12 protein-coding genes and 1 pseudogene are annotated in these 13,712 nt (G+C 67.5%); 8 read left to right on the forward strand and 5 right to left on the reverse strand.

The annotated features are described in order from the left end of the window. Nucleotides 1-172: 172 nt before the first annotated feature. The 5 genes and pseudogenes from CR157_RS14415 (at nt 173) to CR157_RS14435 (ending at nt 4,722) form a co-directional block, all read left to right on the forward strand. Nucleotides 173-2,137, forward strand: a pseudogene (locus tag CR157_RS14415) (ribonucleoside triphosphate reductase). Nucleotides 2,138-2,183: 46 nt separating this feature from the next. Further along, the gene (locus CR157_RS14425) at nt 2,184-2,900 is read left to right on the forward strand and encodes an anaerobic ribonucleoside-triphosphate reductase activating protein (protein WP_110284226.1); all 717 of its coding nucleotides are present in this window, start codon (nt 2,184-2,186) and stop codon (nt 2,898-2,900) included. A 101-nt stretch (nt 2,901-3,001) separates the two neighbouring features. Continuing rightward, entirely contained in the window at nt 3,002-3,133 is a 132-nt protein-coding gene (locus CR157_RS23075; RefSeq protein ID WP_258364181.1) for a hypothetical protein, read from the forward strand. After that, nucleotides 3,130-3,876 carry an anaerobic ribonucleoside-triphosphate reductase activating protein gene (locus tag CR157_RS14430; RefSeq protein WP_110284227.1) on the forward strand — a complete coding sequence of 249 codons (747 nt, stop codon included), beginning with the start codon at nt 3,130-3,132 and terminating at the stop codon, nt 3,874-3,876. Before CR157_RS23075 ends, CR157_RS14430 begins: the two co-directional genes overlap by 4 nt. Nucleotides 3,877-3,966: 90 nt before the next feature. Beyond that, nucleotides 3,967-4,722: a glutathione S-transferase family protein gene (locus CR157_RS14435; protein WP_110284228.1), complete on the forward strand. Its 756-nt coding sequence runs from the start codon at nt 3,967-3,969 to the stop codon at nt 4,720-4,722. 20 nt (nt 4,723-4,742) lie between these two features. Here CR157_RS14435 and CR157_RS14440 read toward each other — a convergent pair whose 3' ends face one another. From CR157_RS14440 to hemN, 5 genes are all read right to left on the reverse strand, one after another. Then, nucleotides 4,743-5,486 (reverse strand): ribonucleoside-diphosphate reductase, encoded by a 744-nt coding sequence (locus tag CR157_RS14440; RefSeq protein ID WP_110284229.1) that lies wholly within the window; start codon nt 5,484-5,486, stop codon nt 4,743-4,745. A 75-nt stretch (nt 5,487-5,561) separates the two neighbouring features. Next, the gene (locus CR157_RS14445; protein ID WP_110284230.1) at nt 5,562-7,673 is read right to left on the reverse strand and encodes an adenosylcobalamin-dependent ribonucleoside-diphosphate reductase; all 2,112 of its coding nucleotides are present in this window, start codon (nt 7,671-7,673) and stop codon (nt 5,562-5,564) included. Nucleotides 7,674-7,706: 33 nt separating this feature from the next. Continuing rightward, nucleotides 7,707-8,192 (reverse strand): ubiquinone anaerobic biosynthesis accessory factor UbiT, encoded by a 486-nt coding sequence (ubiT, locus tag CR157_RS14450; protein WP_110284231.1) that lies wholly within the window; start codon nt 8,190-8,192, stop codon nt 7,707-7,709. Between the two features lie 207 nt (nt 8,193-8,399). Beyond that, nucleotides 8,400-8,585: a helix-turn-helix domain-containing protein gene (locus CR157_RS14455; protein ID WP_110284232.1), complete on the reverse strand. Its 186-nt coding sequence runs from the start codon at nt 8,583-8,585 to the stop codon at nt 8,400-8,402. Next, entirely contained in the window at nt 8,521-9,906 is a 1,386-nt protein-coding gene (gene hemN / locus CR157_RS14460; RefSeq protein ID WP_110284233.1) for an oxygen-independent coproporphyrinogen III oxidase, read from the reverse strand. Before hemN ends, CR157_RS14455 begins: the two co-directional genes overlap by 65 nt. 434 nt (nt 9,907-10,340) lie before the next feature. Here hemN and CR157_RS14465 point away from each other — a divergent pair, with 434 nt between their 5' ends. The 3 genes from CR157_RS14465 to nosR all read left to right on the forward strand — a co-directional run bounded on the left by CR157_RS14465 (nt 10,341) and on the right by nosR (nt 13,711). Next, nucleotides 10,341-10,784 carry an Rrf2 family transcriptional regulator gene (locus CR157_RS14465; protein ID WP_110284234.1) on the forward strand — a complete coding sequence of 148 codons (444 nt, stop codon included), beginning with the start codon at nt 10,341-10,343 and terminating at the stop codon, nt 10,782-10,784. Nucleotides 10,785-10,921: 137 nt separating this feature from the next. Further along, nucleotides 10,922-11,233 carry a c-type cytochrome gene (locus CR157_RS14470; protein ID WP_240567768.1) on the forward strand — a complete coding sequence of 104 codons (312 nt, stop codon included), beginning with the start codon at nt 10,922-10,924 and terminating at the stop codon, nt 11,231-11,233. A gap of 333 nt (nt 11,234-11,566) precedes the next feature. Then, nucleotides 11,567-13,711 (forward strand): transcriptional regulator NosR, encoded by a 2,145-nt coding sequence (gene nosR, locus CR157_RS14475; RefSeq protein WP_110284236.1) that lies wholly within the window; start codon nt 11,567-11,569, stop codon nt 13,709-13,711. Nucleotide 13,712: the final 1 nt, after the last annotated feature.

Raw genomic sequence — 13,712 nt, forward strand, 5'->3', positions numbered from 1 at the left:
CGGCACGGCCAGCCTCTTACGGGCTCTACCTCGGGTGGAGCCCATTTCGTTGGTGACGCAACCCACCCACATCCTTACCCGCCCTTTTTCTGACCTGGGTCATCTCCCGCCATCTCGTCAGTCCCCAACCTGTAAAACACAATATATAGTGTCTTATAGTTCAAAATATGGCATATATAGGGAGATCGCAGTGCCCCCCTCTACTAACGGTCAAACTGAAAAGCACCGCCTCGCTGTCGCCGCCACGGTCGACGAGTACCTCGAGCGCACCGACTGGCGCGTCCACGCCAACGCCAACCAGGGCTACTCCCTGGGCGGGCTGATCCTCAACGTCTCGGGCAAGCTGATCGCCAACTACTGGCTCGACGAGGTCTACCCCGCCGCGGTGGGCGAGGCACATCGCCGGGGCGACCTGCATATCCACGACCTCGACATGCTGTGCGGCTACTGCGCCGGCTGGTCGCTGCGCACCCTGCTGATCGAGGGCTTCAACGGCGTGCCCGGCCGCGCCGAGAGTGACCCGCCCCGACACTTCACCAGCGCCCTGGGCCAGATGGTCAACTTCCTCGGTACCCTGCAGAACGAGTGGGCCGGCGCCCAGGCCTTCAGCTCCTTCGATACCTACCTGGCGCCCTATGTGCGCAAGGAGGCACTGGACTACCCGGCGGTGAAACAGGCCATCCAGGAGTTCATCTACAACCTCAACGTGCCCTCGCGCTGGGGCAGCCAGACGCCCTTCACCAACCTGACCTTCGACTGGGTCTGCCCGGAGGATCTGCGCCGGCAGGTGCCGGTCATCGGCGGCGAGGAGCAGCCCTTCGCCTACGGCGAGCTAAAGGCCGAGATGGACCTGATCAACCGCGCCTACCTGGAGGTGATGGAGGCCGGCGATCGCCAGGGGCGAGTCTTCACCTTCCCGATCCCCACCTACAACATCACCCGCGACTTCGACTGGGAGAGCGACAATGCCGAGCGACTCTTCGCGCTGACCGCCAAGTACGGCCTGCCCTACTTCCAGAACTTCCTCAACTCCGACCTGGAGCCGCACATGGTGCGCTCCATGTGCTGCCGCCTGCAGCTCGACCTCGGCGAGCTGCTCAAGCGCGGCAACGGCCTGTTCGGCAGCGCCGAGCAGACCGGCTCGCTGGGGGTGGTGACGATCAACTGCGCGCGGCTGGGCCATCGCTTCGCCGGCGACCGCACGGGGCTGCTCGACGAGCTCGACCGGCTGCTGGCGCTGGGCCGCGACAGCCTGGAACTCAAGCGGGAACGCATCCAGGCGTGGATGGACGGCGGCCTCTACCCCTTCACCCGGCGCTACCTCGGCACCCTGCGCAACCACTTCTCGACCCTCGGCGTGAACGGCCTCAACGAGATGGTCCGCAACTTCAGCGACGACACCCATGACATCGCCGACCCGGAAGGGCAGCAACTGGCCCTGGAGGTGCTCGACCACGTACGCGGGCGGATGCAGGAGTACCAGGAGCAGACCGGGCACCTCTACAATCTGGAGGCCACCCCGGCCGAGGGCACCACCTACCGCTTCGCCCGGGAGGACCGCGCTCGTTACCCCGGCATCCTCCAGGCCGGCACGCCGGAGGCGCCCTACTACACCAACTCCAGCCAGTTGCCGGTGGGTCACACCGACGACCCCTTCGAGGCGCTGATCCACCAGGACCCACTGCAGACCCGCTACACCGGCGGCACCGTGCTGCATCTCTACATGCGCGAGAAGCTGTCCAGCGCTGCGGCCTGCCGGACCCTGGTGCGCACCGCCCTGTCCCGTTTCCGCCTGCCCTACCTGACCGTGACACCGACCTTCTCGATCTGTCCGGTACACGGCTACCTGGCCGGCGAACACGAATTCTGCCCCAGGTGCGACGACGCCCTGCTGGCAGAGCAGGCCTCGACGGCCGATGCCACGGCCTGAGGCGCCATTCCCCCCCACCCCCGAAGCACGAAGGAGCATCACATGAGCCAAGCACACCACGACACCCTGCCCACCGAGCGTCGCCAGCGCTGCGAGGTCTGGACCCGGGTGATGGGCTACCACCGCCCGGTCAGCCAGTTCAACCTCGGCAAGCGCGCCGAGCATCGCGAGCGCCGCCACTTCACCGAGCAGGCCTCGAGCCACTGACCCGCAACGCCGGGCATCCACGGATGCCCGGCCCGGACACCTCGCCATGCCCAGCTCCCGCCTCCACCTGCCCGTGGCCGGCCTGACGCCCATGACCACCCTCGACTACCCGGGCCACCTGGCCTGCGTGGTCTTCCTGCAGGGCTGCCCGCTGCGCTGCGGCTATTGCCACAACCCTCAGATGCTCGCCCCGCGACGCGGCGATCCGCAGGAGTGGCAGGCGGTCCGCGACTTCCTGGCGCGTCGCCGCAGCCTGCTCGAGGCCGTGGTGTTCAGCGGCGGCGAGCCGACCCAGCACCCCGACCTGCCCGCGGCCATCGCCCAGGCCAGCGCCATGGGCTTCAAGGTCGGGCTCCACACCGCCGGGGTCTACCCCCATCGCCTGGCCGAGCTGCTGCCCTGGCTCGACTGGGTGGGGCTGGACGTCAAGGGCGACGCCGAGGCCTTCGACCGGATCTGCGGCCGCCCCGGCCTCCAGGCGGCACACGGGCGCAGCCTGGCCCTGCTGCTGGCGAACGGGGTGGACCTGGAGTGCCGCACCACCGTGCACTGGCGCGATTTCGACCTGGCGGCGGTGAAGCGGCTGGCACTGAGCCTGGCCGAGTGCGGCGTGACCCGCTATGCGCTGCAGATCGCCCGCCCCGGGCAGAGCCTCGACGGCGCCTACGCCGCACCGGTCCCGGGCGCCCCGGGCATGGCGGCCCTGGACGCGCTCGTCGAGAGCCTGCGGCCCGCCTTCGAGAGCCTGATCCTGCGCCGCTGAGCCACCGCCGGCCGCCCGAACCCGCCTCGCCATGACCCGCGTCAAGGCCGCCGGCGAATGGTCGACTAGCATGGTGGGGTTTTCATCGAGAGGAGTCCGCCATGGAGCTCGTCTGCCCCGCCGGCAACCTGCCCGCCCTGAAGCACGCCGTGGACCAGGCCGCCGAGATCTGCGACGGCTACTGGCACGGCCGCCCGGGCATGGACCACAGCCGAGCGGGGAACGTCATATGAGCGCCCGGATCATCCCCCTCGCCCCCGAGTCGCCCCCGGCGATCCGCCTGCCGGTAGCAGGTTTCACCGCCCTGGACACCCGAGCCTTTCCGGGCCGGCGTGCCGCCGTGGTCTATCTGCAGGGCTGCCCGCTACAGTGCGGCTACTGCGAAACCGGCGAGATGTCCACCCCGCGCCGCGGCGAGCCCGGCGAGTGGGAGGGCCTCCAGGCCCTGCTGGCCGCCGGCAGCGGTCAGATCGATGCGGTGGTGTTCAGCGGCGGCGAGCCGACCCTGCACGCCGACCTGCCGGCCGCCGCCGAGGCCTGTCGGGCGCTGGGCCTGGCGGTGGGGCTGCACACCGCCGGCCCCTATCCCGAGCGGCTCGAGGCCCTGCTGCCACAACTCGATTGGGTGGCGCTGGACACCAAGGGGCGCGGTGCCGACTTCGACCGCATCGCCGGCCGCGAGCGGATCTGGCAACGCCACGCCCGGAGCCTCTCGCTGCTGCTGGAGGGCGATACCCCCTTCGAGTGCCGCACCACGGTGCACTGGCGCGACTTCAGCCTCGAGGCCCTGGAGCGACTGGCCTATACCCTGGCCGACTGCGGCGTGCGCCACTACGCCATCCAGCTGGCCCGCCTCGAGCGCTGCCGTGATCCCGACTACTGCCGGCCGGTGGCCGATGCCCCCTCCCGGGAGACCCTGGAGACCCTGGTCCGGCGGCTGCGGCCCCACTTCGCGCATATCGAGCTGCGCGGCTAGCCAGCGGCAAGGGGGCCACGCCGGCGGGGCGCCGGGACCGCACCTATGCTATTGGGTCCATCGAGAGGAAAAGGCGTCGGAGATACCGTCATGTCCCATTCCAGCGAAGGACAGGCCCCGTCTTACCGGCTGTTCTACTCACCGGACAGCGCCAACCTGGTGATCCGCATGGTGCTGGAGGAGGTGGGCGCCCGCTACCGCGACGTGCGCATCGACCGCGCCAGGGGTGGCCTCGACGATCCGGCCTTTCGTGCCCTGAATCCCCAGGGGCTGCTACCGGTCCTGGTGGACGAGACCAGCGGGGTCCCCCTGTTCGAGACCGGGGCCATCCTGCTGCACCTGTGCGAGCGGCATGCCAGCCTTGCGATCACGGATCCGGCGCAACGAGGGGCCTTCCTGGCCTGGCTGTTCTTCCTCTCCAACACCCTGCACGCCGACCTGCGGCTGCGCTTCTACACCTGGCGCTATGCCGAAGGCAAGGCGGAGATCCCGCACCTTAGAGATATGCTGAGTCGCCGCATTCAGCAGCATCTGCAACTGCTCGAGGCCGTGGCCGCCCATGGCCAGGGAGCGGGGTTGCTACCGAGCGGCCCCAGCGTGCTCGACCCCTACCTGGCCTGCCTGATTCGCTGGATGCAGCTCTACCCCCTCGACGCCCCCCTCGGTGGCATCGCCCGGGACGAGTACCCCCATCTCGTCCAGCTGTTGAGGCGGCTGGAAGGCCGACCGGCCATCCGCCGCGCGGCGACAGCCGAGGGCATCGAGGGACGCCTGTTTCTCACCCCCGACTATCCTCGCGGTGACCCGTGCCGACTCGTAGGTCACGCCCCGAACCAAATCGACTGAGCCACGCGCTGGCCGAGGCCTTAGCCGCACTTCGACCAGCCGCAGCCGGCGTAGCAGGTGGGGCAGCCGTCCATCATGATCAGCTCGCCGTTGCACTCGGGGCAGTACCCGACCACGGTGGGCTTGCCGCTCTTGTCGTGGGCCTCGCGCTCGGCGTGGGCGATCTCCTCGGGGGTCGGCGGCTGCCAGGCATGGCCGCTGGCCAGCCGCTGGGCGTAGCGGCTGGCCAGGTCCTCCACCGGCACCTGGTTGCCGTCGATGTCGAGGAAGCCGCGGCGGTAGAGGATCTGCTGGATCGACCAGGCGATGGCCGCGACCTCGGAGTCGTGGAACATCGGCTTGCCCCAGCGGTTCATGCCGCAGCGCACCAGGCCCTTGTCCCAGGCCACCTTGCGCAGGTCGGCCACCGCCTGGGTGACGTAGCCGCCGCGGGCGGCCAGCGACAGGCTGCGCATGGTGGCGGTGATCCACTGGTGCTCGCTGGAGAGCTGGCCGGAGGGGAAGAAGAACTCCACCGGGCGCTCGATCACCACCCGCTTGCCGCCCAGCACGCCCTCCACCGGCATGAAGGAGACCAGCAGGTAGACCTTCTTGCGGCCCTCGGCGCCGACATAGGAGATCTTCTCCGACACGGCCTCCAGGGTGCCCTCGGGACGCGACGGGATGCGCACCGTGAGCGGGTTCTCGTCGGCGAGCGGCGGCGCTTCCTCGACCGCCTTCTTGACGCTGTAGGAGACGATCTTCGAGGTGATTTCGACGGCCATCAGCGGGCTCCTCCGGAAAGTTGTTGGGTGGCGCAATGCTTCCATCGCTCGGGGCTGATCCGGCATAAGCCTGGCTTACCACTTGCCATAGGTGCCCTCTTTCAAGGCGTCATAGAGGTTCGCCGCGTTGTGCTCCTCGCCGTCGTAGATCACCTTCTCGTCGCCCTTGAGCTCCAGGGTCTCGCCGTTCTCCAGCTCGAAGACGTAGGTGGTGTTCTTGAGGTCCTCCTCGCGCACCAGCACGCCCTGGAAGGCCTCGGGGTTGAAGCGGAAGGTGGTGCAGCCCTTGAGCTGGCTGTCGTAAGCGTCGAGGTAGAGGCCCTTGAAGTCGTCGAAGGCAAAGTCGGTGGGCACGTTCACCGTCTTGGAGATCGCCGAATCGACCCAGGCCTGGGCCGCCGCCTGCACCGCCACGTGCTGCTTCGGGGACACCGCATCGGCGGTGATGAAGTAGTCGGGCAGATCGCTCTCCACCGCGTCGGCGGCGATGAAGTGGCGGTAGGCGGCCAACTCGAAGGAGCACACTTCCACTTGCTCCTTGGTCTTCTTGCCCGCCTGGATGACGTTGCGGAAGTAACGGTGCGAGAACGATGGCTCGATGCCGTTGGAGGCGTTGTTGCCCAGGGACAGCGAGATGGTGCCGGTCGGTGCGATGGACGAATGGTGGGTGAAGCGTGCGCCGTGCTCGGAGAGTGCGGCGACCAGTTCCGGCTCCACCTCGGCGATCTTCTGCATGTAGCGGCTGTAGCGGGCATGCAGCAGGCGGCCCGGCACCTTGTCGCCCACCTCGTAACCGTCCTTGGCCAGCTCGGGGCGTTCGCGCAGCATCTTCGGGGTGATCTCGAAGTCATCGGCCAGTATCGGCGCCATGCCCTTCTCGCGGGAGAGCTCGAGGGCCTGTTTCCAGCCCTCCACCGCCATCACCTTGCTCACCTCCTCGGTGAAGGCCAGCGACTCCGGCGAGCCGTAGGGAATCTTGAGCATGGTCAGGGTCGAACCCAGCCCCAGAAAGCCCATGCCGTGGCGCCGCTTGGCCTCGATCTCGCGACGCTGGCCGGCGAGCGGCAGGCTGCTGATCTCCACCACGTTGTCGAGCATGCGGGTGAAGATCGCCACCACCTTGCGGTAGCGCTCCCAGTCGAAGCGCGGCGTCTTGCCGAAGGGCTCGATGACGAAGCGGGTCAGGTTCACCGACCCCAGCAGGCAGGCGCCCTCGGGCGGCAATGGCTGTTCGCCACAGGGGTTGGTCGCGCGGATCTCCTCGCAGAACCAGTTGTTGTTCATGCGGTTGACCTGGTCGATCAGGATGAAGCCCGGCTCGGCGAAGTCGTAGGTCGAGCGCATGATGGTGTTCCACAGCTCTCGGGCCTTGATCACCTCGACGATGCGGCAGGCCACGCGCCCCTCGTCGTCGAGGGTGTAGCCCTCCTCGATCACCGGCCAGTCGCGATAGATGAGCTCGTCGGGGCCCACGTCCTCCTTCTCGCCGGGGTGCAGCGGGAAGGCCAGCGGCCAGTCGGCGTCGCTCCTGACCGCCTCCATGAACTCGTCGGTGATCAGCAGGCTCAGGTTGAACTGGCGCAGCCGGCCGGCCTCGCGCTTGGCCTCGATGAACTGGCGGACGTCGGGATGGCCCACGTCGAAGGTGGCCATCTGGGCGCCGCGGCGCCCGCCGGCGGAGGCCACCGTGAAGCACATCTTGTCGTAGATATCCATGAACGCCAGCGGGCCGTTGGTGCCGGCCCCGGCGCCGAACACGAAGGCGCCCCTGTGGCGCAGGGTGGAAAAGTCATAGCCGATTCCCGCTCCGCTTTTTAACGTCATGCCGGCATCCACCACCGCGGAGAGGATGTCGTGCATGGAGTCGCGGATGGTGCGCGACACCGTGCAATTGATCAGGCTCACCGCCGGCTTGTAGTCGTCGGCGCCGGCGTTGGACATGATCCGCCCGGCCGGAATGGCGCCGTTCTCCAGCGCCCAGCGGAACTTCGGCAGCCACTCGTCGGCCTGGTCGCCCTCCACCGCGGCCAGGGCGCGGGCCACCCGCTCCCAGGTGGCCGCCACGTCCTTGTCCACCGGGCGCCCGTGGCGATCCTTGAGCCGGTACTTGGAATCCCAGATATCACGGGAGGGAACCTGCATCGGTACCTCGTTGGATGTCTTGACGGCCTTGGCGGAAGTGCTCATTCAGGGTCTCCAGAGAAGTCTAGGATAACGGGGTCAGTGATCGCGATGCGCCAACCGCTCGAGTCGCAGCAGCCATTCGCCCAGGCGACCCTGGGCCAGGCCCTCCTCGCGGCCGTCGAGCAGGTTCTTGACCGTCAGGCCCAGCTCGGTGTCGCCCTCGATCAGCAGGCGACGCTGGAAGAACAGGGCATCGGGGTCCTCGCGACGGGTGGCCAGGCAGAGGAACTCGCGCCAGCCGCCGTGGATGGTCGCCTCGCCGGCCCCGCGGCAGAGCACCAGGCGGCCCGCCTCGAGCCCCAGGGTCAGCACCACCCCCAGGTCGTCGACGGCCAGGCTGACCCGGCGCCCCTCGAGGGCATCGAACTCGCCTTCCGCCAGCGGCTCGGCGAAGGTGCGATTGAGCAACGGCTCCACCAGGCAACGCTTGACGGCGATGGGCACCCTCGGGTCGAGGGCACGGATCAGGCGGCTCGGGGCGGGTGGGCGCGGCAGTGACAGGGACGGGAAAGGCAGGGACATGCTAACTCTCCTGGTGACGTCGATGCGGCCGGGGCCGCCGAACCGCTCATCCTAGGCGTCATGAAAGACGTTCGTACTGACATGCATCAAGCCCTGGCCGGTGCGACCACTCGCACGGCCCGATACCATATATAGATCATTCGACCGCAGAAAGCACAAGATGTCGTTGAGCTTGACCATCAACGCTGCGACGGCCTACCGCTGTCGTCAGCGCTTGATGCCCGGCCGGCGGGCCAGCTTGTGCAGGTTGCTCGGGTCCATGGCGAGCCGCCGCGCGGCCGCCGCCCAGTTGCCCCGGCAGGCGGCCAGGGCAGCGTGAATCGCCTGATCAGACCGTGCGGGAATAGCGCCCCGCGCTGCGTGCCAGATAGGCATCGAAGGCCATGGCGGCATTGCGCATCATCAGTCGCCCGGCGGGCAGCACCTCGATCTCGCCCTCGCGGATCGCCAGCAGGCCGTCGGCGGCCATCTCCTCGAGTTCGGCGAGGGCGTCGGCGAAGTAGTCGCGGAAGACGATGCCGTGGGCGGCCTCGATCGTGGCGAAGTCGATGCGGCCGTGGCACATCAGGGCGTTGATCACGTCGCGACGCAGGCGGTCGTCGTCGTTGAGGCGATAGCCGCGCATCACCGGCAGCCGGCCCTCCGCCAGGCGGTGCTGGTACTGGGCGGTCTCCTTGACGTTCTGGCTGTAGCTGTCACCGACCTTGCCGATGGAGGTGATGCCCAGGCCAATCAGGTCGCAGTCGGCGTGGGTCGAGTAGCCCTGGAAGTTGCGCTGCAGGGTGCCGTTCTCGCGCGCCAGGGAGAGCTCGTCCTCGGGCAGGGCGAAGTGGTCCATGCCGATATAGACATAGCCGGCCGCGGACAGCCGGCGGATGGTCAGCTCCAGCAATTCCAGCTTGCGCTCCGGGGGCGGCATGTCCTCGGGGCGGATCAGCCGCTGGGCCTTGAACAGCTCGGGCAGGTGGGCATAGCTGTAGGCGGCGATGCGGTCGGGCCGCAGGGCGATGATCTTGTCCAGGGTGACGTCAAAGCTCGCCACCGTCTGCAGCGGCAGGCCATAGATCAGGTCGACGCTGACCGACTGGAAGCCGGCCTCGCGGGCCGCCTGCACCAGGGCCACCACCTGCTCCTCGCTCTGGATGCGATTGACGGCCTGCTGGACGTCAGCATCGAAGTCCTGCACGCCGAAGCTCAGGCGGTTGAAGCCCAGGGCACGCAGCTCATGGATCTGCTCGGGGGTGACGGTGCGCGGATCCACCTCCAGGGAGAACTCGCGCGCTTCCGGTGGCGCGAAGTGGAAGGCCGCGTCCAGTGCCTCCATCAGCTCGCCCAGCTGGGCGTTGCTCAGGTAGGTGGGGGTGCCGCCGCCCAGGTGCAGCTGGGTCATGCGCCGCGAGGCGTCGAACAGCGCGGCCTGGACCCGGATCTCCTGCTTGAGCCACTCGAGGTACTCGGCGGCCCGCTCGGTGTTGTGGGTGATGATCTTGTTGCAGGCGCAGTAGTAGCACAGGCTCTTGCAGAACGGGATGTGCACGTAGACCGACAGCGGCTTGGGCGACTCGGCCCGGTTGCTGCGCTCCGCCGCCGCGCGGTAGTCATCCTCGGCGAAGGCCGCATGGAACTGGGGCGCCGTGGGGTAGGAGGTGTAGCGCGGCCCCGGGCGGTCGTACTTCTCCACCAGGGGGCGGTTGAACGGGAGATCCTGTGGCATGTCGTGAAGCGGCCTCTTGAAGCCTGTATTCAAGCAAGAACGGGGGCAGGGCCCGCGGGCCCCGCCGAATGAGGGAAGTATGCCATCCGCCATCCGCGGCGTCGGTACCCTTCAAGAGGTAGCTGACCCAGGTCAAAGGAGGGAGGGCATGAGGAGATCAAGCGTTGACAACCTCCCTTAACATTCATGTAAATTACATTTTATGATATCGCCCGAAGGGCACCATACGGCCGACCAGGGTGGTTTCACGACTCGCCTGGAGCGGGCTGGCCCTGACGGCCGCGACCTGCTTCTGCTGTGGAGTGGGCGCCTCGTGCTGATGCGACCCGATGCCGCACCCCTGCCCGCCATGGGCACTCGGGAACTGGTAAACTGAACAGACGTTGACCCATCGTTATCGACCGCTACCCAGCCACGAGGCGCCGGATCCTGCCATGCACCTGACTCGCTTTACCGACTACTCGCTGCGCGTGCTGATCTTCCTGGCCGTCAAGGGCGAGGAACGCTCCACGATCCAGGAGATCGCCGAGCGCTTCGAGGTCTCTCACAATCACCTGATGAAGGTGGTGCAGGAGCTCAGCCACAAGGGCTACATCACGGCCATTCGCGGCAAGAACGGTGGCCTGCTGCTCAAGAAGGCACCGGAAACGATCACCCTCGGCGCCCTGGTCCGCGATACCGAGCACGACCTGCAGCTGGTGGAGTGCTTCGGCGACCATAACGAGTGCCTGATCACTCCGGCGTGTCGCCTCAAGCCGATCCTGGCCGAGGCCCTGAAGGCCTTTCTCGACGTGCTCGACCAGTACACCCTGGCCGACATGCTGGGGCCACAGCGTCCCGAGCTCGCCCAGTTGCTGCGTATCGAACCGGCGTCGTGAACATGGCTGGTGCGCTGAGGCGGGCTTATGCTGACACAGGTCAGTACCCCACCATCGGCCCACTGGCACCATGGGACCCTTCGGCCCGGAACCCCGGGTCTCTTCAAGCCGGCAAGAACGCGTCATGGAGATTGGTTATGAAAAGACTGGCCGCCGCCACCCTCACCGGCATTGCCGCCCTGGCATTCTCGGCCTTCGCCCAGGCGGAGCCCGACGGCGAGGCGATCTACAACCAGGCCTGCATGGCCTGCCACATGACCGGCGCCGCCGGCGCGCCCATCAAGGACGACGAGGAGGCCTGGGCGCCTCGCCTGGAGAAGGGCATGGAGACCCTCTACGACCACGCCATCAACGGCTTCCAGGCCATGCCGCCCAAGGGTGGGCAGATGAACCTGAGTGACGAGGAGGTCAAGGCGGCGGTCGACTTCATGCTCGAGCCGGTCCTCTGACACCGAGCCACCCAGCAGGCCCGGCAGGACCAACCGCCGATGTGACGAGGCGTCATGCGGCATTCGCGGCATGGCGCCCCGTCGTTCTTCTCTCTTGAAGCCCCCTACCCTCACACCCTCCCCCCGCGTCTTCGATTTCGACGCTCCTACCTCATTGGGGTTACTCCCACAGGCTTGATCCACGTCCCCGGCGACATGACCCATGTCAATTCGAGCCCATGGGCCAGCTGGCATGATAGAGCCAATTGCAAAAGATTCATTTCATGTGCCTGTTGACGAAACGCTGCCCTCCCGCAGGCACCACGCCACAGGTACGGAAACAAGGACCGCCCCATGTCCACCCGGCGCACCCTCACCTCCCTGGCCCTCACCTGGCTGCTCGGCCTGCTGCTGCTCGTCGCCATGCCGACCGCACAGGCCATCGAGCTCGAGCAGGTGAGGCCGGGCTTCCCCGAGGCGACCCGCCTGGTCGGTGCCGAGGGCGAGCTCCCGACGTCGGCCGTTCATGCCGATGACCGCCTGCTCGGCTATGTCTTCGAGACGGTGGACATCGCGCCGATCCCCGCCTACTCCGGCAAGCCCGTGAACCTGCTGGTGGGCATCGATCTCGAGGGCAGGATCCGCCTGGCCAGCATCCTCGGCCACGAGGAGCCGATCATGCTGGTCGGCATCCCCGAACACCGGCTGGCAGGCTTCGCGGATGCCCATGTGCCCCATCATGTGAATGACCGCCTCAAGATCGGCGACAACCTCGACGCCATCTCCGGTGCCACCGTCACGGTCATCGTGGTCAACGAGACCATCATGCGTACCGCTCGCCGGGTGGCCGCCGAACAGGGACTGATCGCCGATCCCTCGGCCACGCCGCCGGCCCGGGTCCTGCCCGAGGTCTTCGAGCCCGCCGACTGGGAGACCCTCACCGGCGACGGCACCATTCGCCGACGGCACCTGACCCATGGCGAGATCGACGAGGCCTTCGTCGGCACGCCCGCCGAGGACTACCTGCGCACGCCCGAACCGGCCGACAAGACCTTCATCGAGCTGTTCTACACCTACCTGAACCCGCCGACGGCCGGCCGCAACCTGCTCGGCGACACCGCCTACGAGCAGCTCATGGCCGGGCTCGACGAGGACGAGCACGCCATCGCCGTCATGGCTCGCGGCGACTACTCCTTCAAGGGCTCGGGCTATGTGCGCGGCGGCATCTTCGACCGCCTCGAGCTGTCCCAGGGCAACACCACCGTCAGCTTCCACGACAGCGACCACAGCCGCCTGGGCAGCCTGGGTATCGAGGGAGCGCCGTCGTTCGACGAGCGCGACATCTTCATCGTTCGCAACGATGCCGCCTTCGATCCCGGCCGGCCCTGGCAGCTGGAACTGCTGGTGCGCCGTGCCTCGGGCCCGCTGGACACCGAGTTCACCCGCTTCAGCGCCGACTACAGCGTACCGGAGGCCTACATCACACGCCCGGAACCGCCGGTGGAGGAGCCGCTATGGGTCCAGGTGTGGCGCGACAAGGCCTTCCAGATCGCCGTGCTGGCCGCCGGCCTGCTGGTGCTGACGGTGATCATGCTGTTCCAGGACGTGCTGGCGCGTCATCCGAAGATCCTGCGTCCGCTTCGGCTGGGCTTTCTGGTCTACACCCTGGGGTTCATCGGCTGGTATTCGCTGGCCCAGCTGTCGGTGGTCAATATCCTGACCTTCACCAACTCGTTGATCAGCGGCTTCAGCTGGGAGTCGTTCCTGATCGACCCGCTGCTGTTCATCCTCTGGTCGTTCGTCGCGGTGACCCTGCTGCTGTGGGGGCGCGGGGTGTTCTGCGGCTGGCTGTGCCCGTTCGGCGCCCTGCAGGACCTGGTCAACCAGGTCGCGCGCAAGCTCGGCGTGCAGCAGCTCGAGGTGCCCTTCGGCCTCCACGAACGGCTGTGGGCGATCAAGTACATCATCCTGCTGGCGCTGTTCGCCGTCTCGCTGCACTCGTTGGGCACCGCCGAGCGCTATGCCGAGGTGGAGCCCTTCAAGACCGCCATCACCCTGCGCTTCCAGCGCGACTGGGGCTTCTTGCTTTATGCCGTGGCGCTGGTGGCGATCTCGGCGGTCAACCACAAGGCCTACTGCCGCTATGTCTGCCCACTGGGGGCCGGCCTGGCCATCCCCGCCCGCCTGCGCCTGTTCGACTGGCTCAAGCGTCACCGCGGCAGCTGCGGCACGCCCTGCCAGATCTGCGCCAACGAGTGCGAAGTGGGCGCCATCCACCCCGACGGCCGCATCAATGCCAACGAGTGCCACTACTGTCTCGACTGCCAGGTGACCTATCACGACGACCGGCGGTGCCCGCCCATGATCAAGCGCCGCAAGCGCTTCGAGAAGGCGGCCCGGGTGTCCTCGGGAGGCACGGCCGTCGCGACCTTCCCGGCCACTGCTGCCCGTGGCAGCAAGGCCAGCCTGCAACGCATTCCCACTCACAACGAGGAATGAA

It is taken from the genome of Halomonas sp. LBP4, from assembly GCF_003202205.1.
Classification (GTDB): Bacteria; Pseudomonadota; Gammaproteobacteria; order Pseudomonadales; family Halomonadaceae; genus Halomonas; species Halomonas flagellata.